Below are 15,518 nucleotides of genomic sequence, written 5' to 3' on the forward strand. Positions count from 1 at the left end.
GGCGGTGGCGCGGGCCCGCCACTCCGGCTCCGCGGCCCTGGCGGCGGTGCGCCGGGCGGGGGACGAGGGCGGGCGGGTCAATCCCGGGCTGCGCCTGGCCACCGCCTACGCATGGCGGCTGATGGTCATCGGGGTGGCCGTCTATCTGGCGTTCTCGGTGCTGGGGCGGTTCGAGCTCGTCGCGGTCGCGGTGTTTCTCGCCCTGGTGGCCACCGCGTTGCTGCGGCCGCTGGCCGATCTTCTGGCGCGCGTTCTCCCGAGATCGCTGGCGGTGGCGCTGTCGGTGTTCGGCACACTGTTCGTGGTGCTCGGGCTGCTGGCGCTGGTGGGAAACTCGGCGGCCGCGGAGGCGGGCCGGCTCGTGGGTGAGCTGCGCGGCGGGATCGGCCGGATCGAGCGGTGGCTGGAGGGGCCGCCGTTCCATGTCCGGCGCGGCGTGCTGTCGGGAGCCCACGACAAGGTCATCTCCTTTGCGTCGCGGCATCGCGCGACGCTGATCAGCAGGGCGCTCAGCAGCGCGGGGCGGGTCGTGGAGGCGGGCACGGCGCTGTTCCTGGCCCTGTTCTGTTCGGTCTTCTTCATCCATTCCGGGGACCGGATGTGGCGGTGGTTCCGGGGGCAGCTCCCCGAGCGCGCCCGGTCTCCGTGGGACCGGGCGGCGCGGGCGGCGTGGACCACCTTCGCCGGATACACCCGGGGCATCATCGTCGTGGCGGCCTCCAACGCGGCCCTGGTCGGCATCGCCCTGTCCCTGCTGCGGGTGCCGCTGGCCCTGCCGCTGACGCTGCTGGTCTTCTTCGCGACGTTCGTTCCGCTGATCGGTTCGCCGATCGCGCTGGCAGTGGCGACGGTGGTGGCGCTGGCCGGGCGGGGTCCGGCCATCGCGGCCGTGGTGCTGTTGCTGATCGTGGCGGTCGGCCAGTTCGAGGGCCATGTACTGCATCCGCTGGTGATGAGCTGGGCGGTACGGCTCCATCCGGTGGTGGTGGCGATTTCGGTCATCGCCGGAACCCTCGTCGCGGGGGTGATCGGGGCGATCGTGGCAGTGCCCATCGTGTCCGTCGCCTGGTCGGTGACACGGGCGTTGCGCCGCCGACCGCCCGACGAAGCCTGATGGGCGCGGGGGCCGGAACACCCCACGCGTCCGTGGCCGGAACACGCCCACATAAATGGCATCTTAGATTCGTATTCATCTAAGGTGGCGTCATGCGGCTGACGAAGTCAACGGACCTGGCGCTCCGTACGATCATGCGGCTGGCGGTCACCGGAGCCGAGCCCTGCACCGCCCGGCAGGTCGCCGGGGAGATGCAGGTGCCCTACAGCCATCTGGCCAAGGTGGCGGCCCGGCTCCAGCACTTGGGCCTGATCGAAACACGGCGCGGTCGGGGCGGCGGGCTGACGCTCACCGCGACCGGGCGCACCGCCTCGGTCGGCCAGCTGGTCCGGGAGTTCGAAGGGGTCGGCGATGTCGTCGACTGCGAGGGGGATACGCCGTGTCCACTGCGGCAGGGTTGCCGGCTGCGCATGGCGCTGCGCCGGGCACAGGAGGCGTTCCTCGCCTCGCTCGATCCCCTGACGGTGGACGATCTGGTGGCGTCCCCGACCGGCCCGGTGCTGCTGGGCCTGGTCGGGCGCGCACCCGGTCTTTCCCCGTGAGGCCACCCCGCCCGGGGCGCGAACCGCGGATCCCGTCCCACTGAGCCGTGATGCCACGGAGGTCGCCATGCCCGCTTCACCTACGCCGTTTAATACGAATCTGAGATACCAGTTAGGCCCGTTCATGCTCACCCAGAAGTCCGCCGAGACCGTCCGCGCCACGCTTCCCGCCGTCGGTGAGGCCATCGGCACCATCGCCGACCTGTTCTACCGGAAGCTCTTCGCGGCCCACCCCGAACTGCTGCGGAATCTGTTCAACCGGGCCCACCAGGCCACGGGCACGCAACGGCAGGCTCTCGCGGGCGCGATCGCCGCGTTCGCCACCGCCCTGGTGGAGCGCCCTGGCGTCCGCCCCGACACCCTGCTGAGCCGGATCGCCCACAAGCACGCCTCGCTCGGGGTGAGCGCCGCGCAGTATCCGGTGGTGCACCGTCATCTGTCCGCCGCCATCGCGGAGGTGCTCGGCGACGCGGCCACCGAGGAGGTGATCGCCGCCTGGGACGAGGTCTACTGGCTGATGGCCAACGCCCTGATCGAGACCGAGCGGCGGCTGTACGCGGAGCAGGGGGCGCTGACCGGCGGGACCTGGCGGCAGTGGGAAGTGATCGAGCGGACCCGGGAGACCGCGAATGTGGTCACCTTCCGGATACGGCCGACGGACGGTCACCCCGCCCCGGCGTTCCGAGCGGGCCAGTACATCTCGGTGCAGGTGGAACTGGCCGACGGGGCACGGCAGATCCGCCAGTACAGCCTGACCAACGCCCCCGACGCCACGGTGCGCACCTTCTCCGTCAAGCGCGTGGACGCCGGCGAGGACCCGGCCGGTGAGGTCTCCGGCCATCTGCACGACCACGTCCACGAGGGCGATGCGCTCACCGTCTCCGCGCCCTACGGCGACATCGTGCTCGACGCCACGGACGCGCCACTACTGCTCGCCTCCGCGGGAATCGGCTGCACCCCGATCGTGGCCATGCTGGAGGAGCTGACGGCCAGCGGCCACCAGGCCCCGGTCATCGCCCTCCACGCCGACCGCTCCCCCGCCGACCACGCCCTGAGCACCGACCAGGAGCGACTGGTCACCAAGCTGGCGCAGGGCACCGCCCACGTATGGCACGAGCGGCCCGAGGGTGACTGGCCGGCCGAGCGCACCGGCCACGTCGACCTGTCCGGGATCGGGATCCCGGACGGCGTCCAGGCGTATCTGTGCGGGCCGCTGCCCTTCATGCGGTCGGTGCGGACCCAACTGCTGGCACGCGGTGTGCACCCCTCCGCGATCCACTACGAGGTCTTCGGACCCGATCTGTGGCTGCCGCGGGGCGACGGCGAGGGTCACTGACGCCCGGCCCCCTGATGTTGGCCGGATGAACTCGAATGGCCCAGAGGCCGGTCGCTTTTGCCCGGGGGAACGTGGGACCGTACGGACACGGGTTCTGTCCGTTCCGTACGCAACCATGCGGAATGTTCCGTCCGGTACCCCCACATCGACGAGGAACCATGGATCGCGAAAAGATCACTCTCAGCGGCGCTCAGGAAACCTTGCTCGCCACGCTGTACGGCAGGGCGGTCGACAGCCGTTCACCGGACTCCATCCTGCACGACCACGCGGCCCGCGAGGCGGTGGAGCGTGTGGCCTACGACTTCAGCAAAACGGGGATGACGGACACGACGGCGGTCGGCATCGCCCTGAGGGCGAAACAGCTCGACGACTGGGCCATGGAGTTCCTGGCCGGGCACCAGAAGGCGACCGTGCTCCATCTCGCCTGCGGTCTCGACACCCGGGTGCAGCGCCTCGACCCGCCCTCGTCGGTGCGCTGGCTCGACATCGACTACCCCGAGGTGATCGATCTGCGGCGGAGGCTGCTTCCCGAGCCGTCGGGGAACTACGAGATGGTCGGCACCTCCGTGACCGATGAGGCGTGGCTGCGCGAGGTGCCCGACGACCGGCCCACCGTGGTCGTCGCCGAGGGACTGACGATGTATCTGCGCAAGGAGGACGGCAGGCGGCTGATCCAGCGGATCACCGAGCGGTTCCCCAGCGGCCAGCTGCTCTTCGACGTCTACGGGCCACTGGGCATCCGGCTCCAGAAGATGGTCCCCGCGGTGCGCAACGCGGGCGCCACACTCCACTGGGGTCTGGACGACCCCCATGAGGTCGAGACCTGGCACCCGGGGCTGACCTGCCTGGACGCGGTGCGCAGCGTGGACATGCCGGGGGTGGAGAAGATGCCCACCTCCGGCCGGATGAGCATGCGGGTGATGGCGCATCTGCCCGGCTTCCGGGATGTGGGACGGATCCTGCGCTACCGCTTCTAGCGGCTCGGGGCGAGGGAGCGTTTGCCCGGCGCCGGGTGGTTCCGGCGCCGGGCCGGGCGGATGCGTGACGGTTATGGGCAGGGCGGCCGTGTGACCGCTCCGGGCCGGGCGGCCATCTGGCGCCTACGAGCCGGGCGGCCGTATGACCGCTATTTGATGCCCACCAGCATGGAGTAGCCATCCGTCAGCGGTTCGATCCGGCTGCTGCGGAATCCCGCCTCCGTCATCCATGCGCGGCCGTCGGCGGCCGTGTACTCGAAGCCGGACCGGGTCTCGATGAGCATGTTCAGGCTCGCCAGCAGACCGAAGGTGTTCTCCTTGCGGTCGTCGTCGATGATGGCGTCGTAGACGAGGACCGCTCCCCCGTCGGGCAGCGCGTCGTACGCCTTCTTCAGCAGTAGCCGCTTCTCCTCCAGGCCCCACCCGTGCAGGATCTGGCCCAGCACGATGACATCGGCGCCGGGCAGGTCGTCGGTGAAGAAGTCGCCCGCGTGGAAGGCGAGCCGGCCCTCCAGGCCGAAGGACGCCACGTACTTCTCGAAGACCGGCCGCACCCGGGGCAGCTCGAAGACACCGCCGCTCATATGGGGGTGACGCTGGGCCACCGCCACCGGAAGGCAGCCCACCGCTCCCCCGACGTCCAGCACCGTCCGGTAGTCGGCCCAGGGGAACCGCTCGGCTATCACCAGCGCCTTGCCCATGCTGAGCCCGGTCATTCCGTGCAGGAATCCCTCGAGGCCCTCCTGGTCCCGGTAGATGGCGTCGAATACGTCACCGCCGTGCTTGTGCTCGTTCTGCGGTTCGCCTGTTCTCAGCGCCTCGGTGAGCGACCCCCAGAAGGGATACAGCCGGCTGTTGGCCATCTCCAGGATGCCGCCGACATAGGTGGCCTTCTCGCGGTCGAGAAAGGTGTCGGCGGACGGGCTGTTGCGGTACACGCCGCCGGATCGCTCCAGGAATCCGAGGGCGACCAGCGCGTCGAGGAAGTCGGCGGCGCCGCGCGGATGCAGTCCGAGCGCCTCGGCCAGGTCACCGCCCGTGCGGGGGCCCTCCGCGAGCTGGGAGAACAGATCCAGTTCCACCGCGGTGAGCAGTGCCTTCGACGCCATGAAGCCGAGCCCGACCTGAAGTATGGGCTCGGGGCTGATCTCGTGCCGCATTACGCTCCCTCACTGTTTCCCCGGATGTGTGCTCTCACCGCAGCTGACCGCATTTCGACCTCCTTACGCTACCGTGCCGTTGCCCCCTACACGGGTCGCCGCCGGACGGCCGGACGAGAGCCACGGCCGCGCCCCGCCCGCCGCGCCAGGGCCACCATGGAACCCTGCCCAAGAAAGCGATTTCCCCCTTGTACTGCGTGAAGCTCGCGCACGCTCGCCCAGGCTCTTGACACCGGCTACGACAGCGCTTTCTATTCGACGAATGACACCTGGACGACGATCCGTCAGACTCAGCCGGCGGCCGCTCGGCCTTCTCGCGGCCGCCGCGCTCGGCGCGGCCACGCTGTTCGCGCACCCCGCCGCCGCACAAGCCGCCCAGGCTGTACAGGCCGCCCCCGCCGCCAAGGGCACCGCCTACTACGTCGACTCCCGCTCCGGGGACGACGGAGCGCCGGGCACCAGCGCCGCCAGGGCCTGGCGCAGCCTCGACCGCGTCGGCCGGACCACCTTCCGGGCCGGGGACCGCATCCTGCTGAAGGCCGGTGGCTCCTGGAAGGGCCAGTTGTGGCCAAAGGGCTCGGGCGAGAAGAACCGTCCGATCGTGATCGACAGCTACGGCTCGGGGCCCAAGCCGCGAATCCGCGGGGAGGGCACCGTCGATGACGCGGTGCGGCTGTTCAACCAGGAGTACTGGGAGATCCGCGACCTGGACGTCAGCAACGACGCGCCCGCGACCGGGACTCCGGGCGAGAATCTGCGGGATCTGCGCGGCATCCATGTCTCAGGGGACAGCGCGCGCCGGCTGGACCACTTCCTCATCGACGGCGTCGATGTCCATGATGTGACCGGTGAGGTCAACTGGATCAGCGGCGATGTCTCCGGCAACGCCCCGGGGGTGCGCTTCAAGACCGGATGGGACCGGTCGAAACACACCGGGGGGATCGTGTTCGACACGACCGTTCCCGACATCACCGCACCGCCGTCCGCCGCCACCGTGCTCCACGACATCCGGGTGCAGAACTCCACGGTGCGCGACACCTCGTTCGCGGGCATCGTCGTCAAGCAGTACACCGGCGACGCGAAGGACGCGAACGGCGCCCCCGTGGCGGTGCCGACCGGATGGGGCACCCGGACCTCGGCCGCCGACACCGTCTTCACCCCGCATACGGACATCACGATCCGCAACAACTTCATCTCCCAGGGCGGGACGTCCTACGGCTGCAACGCGATGTATCTGACGAATGTGCGCGGCGCCGTGGTCGACCACAATGTGGTCGACCAGGCGGGGACCTCCGGCATCGAGGCGTACTACGCGGACGATGTCGTGATCCAGCGCAATGAGGTGTACCGGACGGAGCAGAAAGCCGGGGGCGCCGACTCCAACGGCATCGACGCCGACAAGGGCACCACGCGAGTACGGATCCAGTACAACTTCGTGCACGACAACGGCGATGGCATTCTGCTGTGCCAGTTCTCCTTCGGCGATGTCGTGGTGCGGTACAACATCCTGAGCGGGAACTCCCGGTATCCGCTCTATCTGCACTCCGACCGGGCCGCTTCGGCCGAGGTGTACAACAACACCGTGCACAATCCGGCGAGCCGGTACCTCGTCTACGGCTACGGCTCCTCCCTGAACGCGCGCTACGACCTGCACGACAACGCCTTCTCCTCGGCAGTCGCCGACGCGAGCCTGACCACCAGCCCGACGATCCGCTACACCAACAACTTCTACGGCGGTGTCCCACTGCCCGTTCCCGCCGCCGACACCACCGCGCGCACGGGCGACCCGCTGTTCGTGAACCCGGCGGTGTCCGGACCGTACGGCACCGCCGACAGCGGCCCGCGGCTGCGCACCGCGCTGGGCTTCGCTCCCCGGCCGGGCTCACCGCTGATCGGCACCGGCACCGTCGTCCCGGACAACGGCGGCCGTGACTACCGGGGCGCCCCGCTCTACCGCGGCCGCCCCGATATCGGCGCCGTCGAGGGCCCACCGGGCGAAGCCCGGGCAGGCCATGGCCGCGCTTGACCTTACCGCAGCGGCAGGGTTTCTACTGGAATCATGCGCATCGGAGAAATCGCCGCGCTGGTCGGAGTCACCTCCCGGACCGTGCGGCATTACCACCACATCGGCCTGCTGCCCGAGCCCCAGCGGCGGGCCAATGGATACCGTGTCTACAGCCTCAGGGACGCCATCCTGCTGGCCCGGATCCGGCGGCTGACCGAGCTCGGGCTCGCCCTGGACGAGGTGCGGGACGTCCTCGCGGACGACGCCGGGCGCGAACTGGCCGAAGTGCTGGGCGAGCTGGACGCCGACCTAGCGCGCCAGGAACACGAGATCCAGCAGCGCCGCAGGGTCCTCAAAGCACTTCTGGAGGGCCCGCTCACGCCGGACGCGCCGCTCTCCCCCGCGCTCATCGAACTCCTGAAGGGTGCGCCCGCCACCGCCTCGCCGGCCGCCGCCAAGGACCGCGAGCACCTGATCCTGATGGACGGGATCGTCGGCGGGGAGGCGGTGTACGCGGCGCTGCGGCCACTGGCCGAGGACCCCGCCATACTCCCCCTGTACGAGCGGCTGGACGAACTGGACGGGGCCGAGGCGGACGATCCGCGGGTCGCGGCACTGGCCGACGACCTCGTCGCCGCCGTACCGGACGAGCTACTGGCGGCCATCCCGGAGGACGGCCCGACGGCGACCGGCTTCGAGCAGGCGCTTCTCGCCGACTACTCGCCCGCTCAGGCCGAAGTGGTGCGCCGGGTGATGGCGCGGATGACCGCCCGGCTGCACGACAGGAGGGCGTCATGAGTCCTCGGATCGCTCGGGCGGCAGATCCGGGCCCTGCACGGCCCTGACCTTCACCTACACCGGGTCGCCCCGCACGCGCTCGACCTCGCGGTGGGCAGCCAGACCACGGTGACGGTGGAGCTGACGGAACCGGTGACGTACGTGCGACCGCTCGGCGCGGAGGGCTTCGCCCGTACGCTCCGGTTTCACGCGGACGATCCGCGGGAGGCGGTCGCCGCGCTCACCCGGGTCCGGACGGATGCCGGTTGAGAACCGCTAGGCCGACGCGCTGATGAGCTCGTCGGTGACCCACCGTGCCACATCGGCGGGGTAGGGCGCCGCCAGGCCGAGGACGATGTGCGAGAAACCGGCGTCGATCGCCTCCGCGATCGCGGCCCGGGTGACACCGGGCTGGTCGTAGGAGACGGACAGGACGATCGAGCGGGTGACCGAGGCGGGGTCGCGGCCGATCTCGGCGCAGTAGCGGTCCAGCAGCGCGCTGCGGTTGACGGCGTCGGCGATCTCGCCGCCGGGCATGTTCCACACGTCCGCGTGCTCGGCCACCACGCGCAGCGTCGCGGACGAGCGTCCGCCGATGACGATCGGAGGGTGGGGACGCTGGACGGGCTTGGGATTGCCGAACGCTCCGGTGAGCTGGTGATAGGTGCCGTGGAAGTCGAACGGCTTCTCCTCGGTCCATAGCCGCCGGATCACCGTGCAGGCTTCGGCGAGGCTGCCCACGGCGTGCGCGGTGTCGTGGAAGGGCAGGCCGTGTGCCGCGTACTCACGCCGGGCCAGGGGGTGGCCGGGCCGTGAGCCGACGCCGATGCCGAACTCCAGCCGACCGTCGGAGACGATGTCGACGGTCGTGGCGATCTTGGCCAGCATCGCGGGCGGCCGGAACCGGTTGCTGGTCACCAGCAGGCCGAGGCGGAGCCGACGGGTGTGGGCGGCGAGGGCCGTGAGCAGCGTCCAGCCTTCGTAGGCCGGTCCGTCCGGGTCGCCGCCGATCGGCATGAGGTGGTCGAACAGCCATGCGTGCTCGATCTCCGGGATCGTGTCCGCCTCACGCCAGACCCGCAGGACGTCGTGGTAGTCGACCTGCATGGGGGCGGTCATGATCCCGAAACGGGGCGGGGGCGTGTGTGACATGGGGCCGTCGGTCCTTTCGGCACCGGCAGCGGCGGCTGGGCGCGCTGCCGAGGTTCAAGCGGAACAGCTTCTGGCCGGCCGACTTCCGGAAGGCTGCGGAAGCGTGGTGGCCATGCGTGGTGTGGTCGCCGGGTCCCCGCTCTGACAACGCGAGCAAGCGGAACCGCGCTCCGGTAACGATACGGAGCGCCGTTCCGCTTGGCAAGCCCGACGGCGGAAGGAGCGGCGCGGTGAACGACAGCGACAAGGGCTCGGGGCCCGCGGCCCGGCCCAGGCGGGCGGACGACGGCGCCCGATTTCTGAGTACCTTCTGAGTATCTGGACGGATGCGGGGACCGCCGCATCCGCCGATTCTTGTCCGCATGAGTGAGACACCGGTCAAGCAGCAGAGCACGGCCGCGTTCTACGGCCAGGCGGTCGCCTCCTTCGCCGTCGCCATGGCCGCCACCGCCGTCGGTATCTTCCAGCTGAGCGCCGACGCCTGGGTGCGCGGCTTCCTGGCCATCTCCGTGCTCTACCTGGTGACGTCCGCGTTCACCCTGGCCAAGGTGATCCGGGACCGGCAGGAGGCCGGGCAGATCGTCAGTCGGGTCGACCAGGCGCGGGTGGACAAGCTGCTCGCCGCACACGACCCCTTCGAAAAGCTCTGAACGCCCTCGGGCCGTCCGCCACTACTCGTCGATGACCAGCCCTTTGGCCTCGAGCACCTCGGCCAGTCGGCTGACCTCGATCACGCTCTTACCGGCGCGGTAGTCGGCGATATACGCGTCTTCCGCCTCGACACGCGCCTGAGACCTGCCGATGACGTCCGCCAGGTCTTCGCGGCGCACCACGACGACGCCATCGGCGTCCGCGCGCACCACGTCTCCCGGGCGGACGATCTCGCCACCGATCAGGACGGGTTCGGCCATCGGGCCGATGGTTTCCTTGACCGTGCCCTTCATGCTGACGCTGTACGAGAACACCGGGAAACCCAGCTCGCGCAGCTCCCGGGTGTCGCGCACGCCGGTGTCGGTGACGAGGCCACCGAGGCCCTTGGCCACGCAGGCGTTGGCCAGGACGTCGCCGAAGGAGCCCGCCTCCGCGTATTCGCCGGCGGAGACGACGATGACATCGCCGGGGCCGGCGTGGGCGATGGCGACCTGGAGCATGATGTTGTCGCGGGGCGCGCAGACCACGGTGAAGGCGGGGCCGCACAGGGACATCTCGGGGTCGACCGGCTTGATGGTCGAGTCGAGGGCGCCCAGGCGGCCCTGTGCCTCATGGATGGTGGCGGCGGAGTAGCCGCTCAGCTGCTTCACCAGGTCCGGATCGGGCCGGTCGAAGGCGGTGTTGACGTGGATCATGTGGGGGTGGCTCCTTCGGGCGGGGTCAGGAGAGGTCGGCGCGGGCGCGGGCGATGCCCTCACAGGCCGCGGTGAGGACGTCGTTCGAGGTGGCGAAGGAGATACGGAAGTAGCCCGGGGAGCCGTACGCGGCACCGTGGATCACCGCGACCTGCTGGGACTCCAGCAGATAGGCGGCGAAGTCCTGGTCGGAGCCGATCTCCTGGCCGGACGGGGTGCGGGTGCCGAGGACGCCGGAGCAGTTGACGAAGGCGTAGAAGCCGCCGCTCGGCGGGGTGCAGGACAGCCCGGGTATGTCGTTGATGAGCTTGACCACGGCGTCGCGGCGGCCGCGGTAGACGGCGACGCTGTCGCGGATGAAGCCCTGGTCACCGCTGAGCGCGGCGGCGGCAGCGGCCTGGCTGATGGAGGAGGGACAGGAGGAGATCTGGGACTGGAGCTTGTTGATGGCCCCGACCAGTTCGGTGTTGCCCGCGCCGTAGCCGATGCGCCAGCCGGTCATGGCGTATGTCTTGGAGACGCCGTTGGTGAGGAACACCCGCTCGGCCAGCCGCGGTTCGACGGCGGCGAGGCTGTGCGCCTGGCCCGGCTCGTACCAGATCTCGTCGTAGATCTCGTCGGTGAGCACCTGGACGTGCGGGTGGGCGAGCAGCACGTCGGCCAGGGCGCGCAGTTCGTCGGGCGAGTACGCGGCGCCGGTCGGGTTGCCCGGGGAGTTGAGGACGACCCAGCGGGTGCGGTCGGTGAGGGCGGAGGCCAGCCGTTCGGGCGTCAGCTTGAAGCCCTCGGCCTCGGGGCAGGGGACGACGACCGGGGTGCCGTCGTTGGCGAGCACCATGTCGGGGTACGAGACCCAGTACGGCGCCGGGATGACGACCTCGTCGCCCGCGTCCAGGGTGGCCATCAGCGCGAGGAAGATGATCTGCTTCGCGCCGCCGCCCACCGCGATCCGGTCGCCGGAGTAGTCGAGACCGTGCCGCTCCCGGAGCCGGCCGGCGATGGCGGTGCGAAGTTCAGCGGTGCCGTTGACCGGCGTGTATTTGGTGTCGCCCCGCTGGATCGCCTCGATCGCGGCGGCCTTCACATGGTCGGGGGTGTCGAAGTCGGGCTCGCCCACGGTGAGGTCGAGGATCTGCCGTCCCTGGGCCTTCAGTTCGCGGACCCGCTGGGCGGCCGCGGTGCTCGGCGAGGGCTTGATGCGGTCGACGCGCTGTGCGGTGCTCATTCAGTCGGTCCTCCGTTCGAAGTTGAGCCCGCCCGGGACCTGGAAGGTGGGCAGGATCTCCACATGGCCGATGTTGACGTGGCGCGGCGAGGAGACGGCGAATTCGATGGCGTCGGCGATGTCCTCGGGCTTGAGCGACTCATAGCCGTCGTAGTACTTGCGCTGCGCCTCTTCCATGTCGCCGAGGAGCCGGCCGAAGATCTCCGTCTCCACCCGTCCGGGGCAGATCTCGGTGACGCGGATCCGACGGCCGTATCCGTCCACCCGCAACTGCCGGGAGAGGGTGTGCACGGCCGATTTGGTGGCGTGGTAGATGGTGTTTCCGCCGAAGTTGTAGACGGCGGCGATGGAGCTGATGTTGACGATGTGGCCGAGGTCCCGTTCCACCATTCCGGGCATGACGAGCCGGACCAGGTGCAGTACGGCCTGGATGTTGACGGCGATCTGCTCGTCGATGGCGAACTCGTCGGCGGTGAGGATGTTCCCGGTGCGGGACACCCCGGCGTTGTTGACGAGGATGTCGGTCTGAAGGCCCTGGAGTTCGGCGGTCAGCGCGGTGGTGTCGGTGATGTCGACGGCGTGCGGGATGCAGCCGGTGCGGCGGGCGAGGTCGTCGAGCCGCTCGGCGTTGCGGGCGATGGCGTGGACTTCGAGGCCCTGCTTGGCCAGCCGTTCGACGACCTCGGCGCCGATTCCGGTGGAGGCACCGGTCACCAGTGCGGTCTTGTAGTCGGAAAAGGGCATCTGGACTGCGCTCCTCAATCGGTCGGGGAGTTACGGGTGCGGATGCCGGTGCGGAACTATGCGTCGCGCAGCGGCAGATGTGCCCTGTCGGACACCCGGGATACGGCGATGAGCGTGCCGAGGGCGGTGAGGACCGCGTAGAAGGCGGGCATGTTGACGTTTCCGGTCTGGGCGATGAGATAGGTCATCAGCAGCGGCGCGGTGCCGCCGAAGAGCGCCGAGGAGACGTTGTAGCCGAGGCCGTAGGCGGAGTAGCGGACCCGGGTCGGGAAGAGTTCGACGAGCAGGATGTGGATGACGCCGGTGTGACCCGCGAAGACGACGGCCATGACGCACGCGCCGAGAATCGCGAGCGCCACGTTGCCGGTTCCGATGAGCAGGTAACAGGGAATGCCCAGGATGGCCATGGCGACCGCGGCGCCCGACAGGACCTTCTTCCGCCCGATGCGGTCGGACAGCCTGCCCATGAACGGAATGGCGAGAGAGATGGCCACCAGGCTGGTCGAGGTGACGAGGAGCCCCTGCACCTTGCTGAAGTGCAGCTCGGTGCTCATGAACGTGGGCATGTAGCTGAACAGCACGTAGTAGCCGGAGCCGTTCATCAGCGGGATGAACAGGGCGAGCAGCATCGCGCGACGGTGCTCACGGGAGGTGAACGCCTCCTTGAGCGGGTTCTTCGAGAGGCCGCCCTCTTCCTTCAGCCGGTTGAAGTTCGGCGTGTCGCTGATGCGCTTGCGGATGTAGAGGCCCGCGATACCCAGCGGGACGGCGAGCAGGAACGGGATCCGCCAGCCCCACGACTCCATGGCGTCCGACCCGAGGCCGCTGGTCATGCCGGCGGCGATCAGCGTGCCGGTGAGCAGGGAGAGGAACGAGGCGATCTGGGCGTAGCTGGTGTAGAGCCCGCGCTTGCCCTCGGGGGCGTGCTCGGCGAGGAAGCTCATCGCGCCCGACGCCTCGCCGCCGACCGAGAAGCCCTGGAGCACGCGGAGCAGGATGAGGAGGATGGGCGCCGCGATGCCGATACTCGCGTACGTGGGCAGCATCCCGATCGCCGCGGTCGCGACGCTGATCAGCATGATGACGAAGACGAGCATCCGCTGGCGGCCTATGCGGTCGCCGAGGTGGCCGCAGATGATGCCGCCGAGGGGGCGGAAGAAGAACGAGACGGCGTAGCCGAGGAAGACGAGCTGCACCTGCACCGCGTTGGACGCGTCAGGGAAGAAGACGACTCCCAGGGTGCCCGCCATGAAACCGAAGATGCCGTTGTCATACAGCTCGGCGAAGATTCCGACGCATCCCGCCATGGTCACTTTCCGCGCGGTTCTCGGATCGACGGTGTTGGGTACCGGCTGAGCGGCGACGGCGGCCATAATGTCTCTTTTCTGCAGGCGGGTGTGGCTGGCGGGGACGGAACACTCACAGCTGGGAAGGGACGGGGAGACGGTCTTACGGCGTGGCGGGGGCGGGGATGCGCAGGGCGTCGAAGGCCGTGCGCACGCGGGCCTTGAGCGCGTGGATGGCCTGTCGCTGGACTCGGTAGGCGCTCACGGCGTCGGCGACCGTGCGGCGCCGGAACCGGACGGACTGGCCGGGTCTGGCCTGTCCGAGCGCGGACAGACCCGTAGCCGTCACCACGGCGAGCACCGGGTAACCGGCGGTGACGCCGCGGCCGCGGTGCAGGACGAGCAGTTCGTCACCGGCGGGCACCTCGACCGCGCCGACGGGCACTCCCCGGGAGAGCAGCTCGCCGCTCGCCACCCGCCGTGGTACGTCGCCGCTCATGCGCAGCCCGATGTGGTTGCTGCGCGGGGTCACGGTGAACGCCGACCGGAACAGCCGCTCGGCGGTGTCACCGAACTCCTCGAGGTCGGGCCCGTCGGTCACATCGATCGTCCACGCGTCGCCGAAGCGCGCCACGGGCACGTTCAGCCGGAACAGCGGTATCCGGAACACCGGGTGGTCGATCGGCGGGCAGGGTGTGCGCAAGGCCAGCTCATCGTCGCCACGCAGGGAGTGTGCGAAGCCCAGGATCGTGTCGGGGGCGCAGCTGCCGAGCAGGTACGGGGTCTCCACCGAGCCGAGAATGGCCAGGTAGACCCGCAGGCCCAGCCGTATGCCGGTGATGGCGATGGTCTCCCCGGCGCGTACCGACACGGGCTCCCACTGGTTCCGCCGGACGCCGCCCACGGTCACTTCGGCGGGCGCGCCGGTCACCGCGATGAGCACATCGGCCGAGGGAGTGCAGCTGAAGTCCAGTGCGGTGACCTCGATCAGCGGCGCTCCCTCGTCGTTTCCGGCCAGCACATTGGCGACGCGGGCGGAATGCTGGTCGAGTGCTCCGTTGACCGGCAGTCCGTAGCGGGAGTGGCCGAAGCGGCCGAGGTCCTGCACGGTGGCGAGACCCGCCCGGTGGACGGTCAGGGTGTCAGCCATGGGCAGCCGCCAGGGGGGTGCCGGCGTACTCGTCCCACTGCTCGGGGCCGATCGGCACGAACTGGAATGTGTCGCCGGGCCGGTACGGGGCCAGTGGCTCGGCGTCGAGGTCGAGGACGCGCAGCGGCGTACGCCCCAGCAGCGGCCAGCCGCCGGGTGAGGGCATGGGTGAGATGACGGCCTGCCGTCCGGCCACCGCGATCGAGCCGGGCACGACGCTCGTCCGTGGCGAGGCGAGCCTCGGGACCGGCTTCGGGAAGGCGGGGCCGTCCATCATCGGGGCCGCCGCCGGGGCTCCGAGGCAGCGGACCGTGAGCGGAGCGGCGGAGTGCAACGCCACCACCTCGTGCTCGGTCAGCCCCAACTGCTCGGCGACTACGGGCAGATCGGGCCCGTATTCACCGCCGTACACCACTGGCACCACGAAGCGTCGGGACGGTGTCGTCAGGAGGGTCCCTTCGCCGAGTCGGTCGGCCTCGTACCGTAGGGCACGCCGTACCGTCGTGTGATCGGTGTGGAAGCAGTCGAACTCGATCAGCAGCGAGTCATAGGTGGGCACGATGCCGTACACCCCGCCGGGCCGGGCCGCCTCGAACACGTCGGCCAGGGCGTGCACGGTCTGCCAGGCGCGGGCGGTGTCACCCGTCGCCTTGACCACAACGGCCGAATCACCGCAGTCCGCGATCACGATGTCGCCGCCCATC

The 15,518-nt window shown here is 69.9% G+C and carries 16 protein-coding genes; 8 read left to right on the top strand and 8 right to left on the bottom strand.

Features of this window, described 5'->3' with window-relative positions; genetic code table 11:
- Positions 1-46 precede the first annotated feature (46 nt).
- From CGL27_RS03065 to CGL27_RS03080, 4 genes are all read left to right on the top strand, one after another.
- Positions 47-1,114 carry an AI-2E family transporter gene (locus CGL27_RS03065; protein WP_240450934.1) on the top strand — a complete coding sequence of 356 codons (1,068 nt, stop codon included), beginning with the start codon at positions 47-49 and terminating at the stop codon, positions 1,112-1,114.
- A 92-nt stretch (positions 1,115-1,206) separates the two neighbouring features.
- Positions 1,207-1,656: an Rrf2 family transcriptional regulator gene (locus tag CGL27_RS03070; RefSeq protein ID WP_119984302.1), complete on the top strand. Its 450-nt coding sequence runs from the start codon at positions 1,207-1,209 to the stop codon at positions 1,654-1,656.
- A gap of 124 nt (positions 1,657-1,780) precedes the next feature.
- Positions 1,781-2,992, top strand: coding sequence for a globin domain-containing protein (locus CGL27_RS03075; protein ID WP_162952857.1), 1,212 nt, complete (start codon positions 1,781-1,783; stop codon positions 2,990-2,992).
- Positions 2,993-3,150: 158 nt separating this feature from the next.
- Positions 3,151-3,969, top strand: coding sequence for a class I SAM-dependent methyltransferase (locus tag CGL27_RS03080; protein WP_119984306.1), 819 nt, complete (start codon positions 3,151-3,153; stop codon positions 3,967-3,969).
- A gap of 149 nt (positions 3,970-4,118) precedes the next feature.
- Here CGL27_RS03080 and CGL27_RS03085 read toward each other — a convergent pair whose 3' ends face one another.
- Complete coding sequence (locus CGL27_RS03085; RefSeq protein WP_119984308.1) at positions 4,119-5,129, bottom strand: methyltransferase; 1,011 nt, start codon at positions 5,127-5,129, stop codon at positions 4,119-4,121.
- 262 nt (positions 5,130-5,391) lie between these two features.
- Here CGL27_RS03085 and CGL27_RS03090 point away from each other — a divergent pair, with 262 nt between their 5' ends.
- From CGL27_RS03090 to CGL27_RS49765, 3 genes are all read left to right on the top strand, one after another.
- Positions 5,392-7,155, top strand: a complete 1,764-nt coding sequence (locus tag CGL27_RS03090; RefSeq protein ID WP_119984310.1) for a right-handed parallel beta-helix repeat-containing protein — start codon at positions 5,392-5,394, stop codon at positions 7,153-7,155.
- A 33-nt stretch (positions 7,156-7,188) separates the two neighbouring features.
- Positions 7,189-7,932, top strand: coding sequence for a MerR family transcriptional regulator (locus tag CGL27_RS03095; protein WP_119984312.1), 744 nt, complete (start codon positions 7,189-7,191; stop codon positions 7,930-7,932).
- Positions 7,933-8,022: 90 nt separating this feature from the next.
- Complete coding sequence (locus CGL27_RS49765; protein WP_159037658.1) at positions 8,023-8,181, top strand: hypothetical protein; 159 nt, start codon at positions 8,023-8,025, stop codon at positions 8,179-8,181.
- Positions 8,182-8,187: 6 nt separating this feature from the next.
- On the opposite strand, the gene CGL27_RS03100 is transcribed toward CGL27_RS49765, so the two are convergent.
- Positions 8,188-9,063 (bottom strand): LLM class flavin-dependent oxidoreductase, encoded by an 876-nt coding sequence (locus tag CGL27_RS03100; RefSeq protein ID WP_119984314.1) that lies wholly within the window; start codon positions 9,061-9,063, stop codon positions 8,188-8,190.
- 362 nt (positions 9,064-9,425) lie between these two features.
- Between CGL27_RS03100 and CGL27_RS03105 the strand changes: the two genes are divergently transcribed.
- Positions 9,426-9,713 (top strand): YiaA/YiaB family inner membrane protein, encoded by a 288-nt coding sequence (locus CGL27_RS03105; RefSeq protein ID WP_043236392.1) that lies wholly within the window; start codon positions 9,426-9,428, stop codon positions 9,711-9,713.
- Positions 9,714-9,734: 21 nt separating this feature from the next.
- Here CGL27_RS03105 and CGL27_RS03110 read toward each other — a convergent pair whose 3' ends face one another.
- From CGL27_RS03110 to CGL27_RS03135, 6 genes are all read right to left on the bottom strand, one after another.
- On the bottom strand, positions 9,735-10,409 hold the full coding sequence (locus CGL27_RS03110; protein WP_119984316.1) for a 4-carboxy-4-hydroxy-2-oxoadipate aldolase/oxaloacetate decarboxylase: 675 nt from the start codon (positions 10,407-10,409) through the stop codon (positions 9,735-9,737).
- Positions 10,410-10,434: 25 nt separating this feature from the next.
- The gene (locus CGL27_RS03115) at positions 10,435-11,634 is read right to left on the bottom strand and encodes an aspartate transaminase (RefSeq protein WP_119984319.1); all 1,200 of its coding nucleotides are present in this window, start codon (positions 11,632-11,634) and stop codon (positions 10,435-10,437) included.
- Positions 11,635-12,378, bottom strand: a complete 744-nt coding sequence (locus CGL27_RS03120; RefSeq protein WP_119984321.1) for an SDR family oxidoreductase — start codon at positions 12,376-12,378, stop codon at positions 11,635-11,637.
- Positions 12,379-12,434: 56 nt separating this feature from the next.
- Positions 12,435-13,685: an MFS transporter gene (locus CGL27_RS03125; protein WP_240450332.1), complete on the bottom strand. Its 1,251-nt coding sequence runs from the start codon at positions 13,683-13,685 to the stop codon at positions 12,435-12,437.
- Between the two features lie 142 nt (positions 13,686-13,827).
- Entirely contained in the window at positions 13,828-14,814 is a 987-nt protein-coding gene (locus tag CGL27_RS03130; RefSeq protein ID WP_078638350.1) for a biotin-dependent carboxyltransferase family protein, read from the bottom strand.
- Positions 14,807-15,517 carry a carboxyltransferase domain-containing protein gene (locus CGL27_RS03135; protein WP_119984325.1) on the bottom strand — a complete coding sequence of 237 codons (711 nt, stop codon included), beginning with the start codon at positions 15,515-15,517 and terminating at the stop codon, positions 14,807-14,809. The genes CGL27_RS03130 and CGL27_RS03135 overlap by 8 nt, the downstream gene beginning before the upstream one ends.
- Position 15,518: the final 1 nt, after the last annotated feature.

Source organism: Streptomyces sp. 11-1-2 (assembly GCF_003595545.1).
In the GTDB taxonomy this organism is placed as follows: Bacteria; Actinomycetota; Actinomycetes; order Streptomycetales; family Streptomycetaceae; genus Streptomyces; species Streptomyces hygroscopicus_B.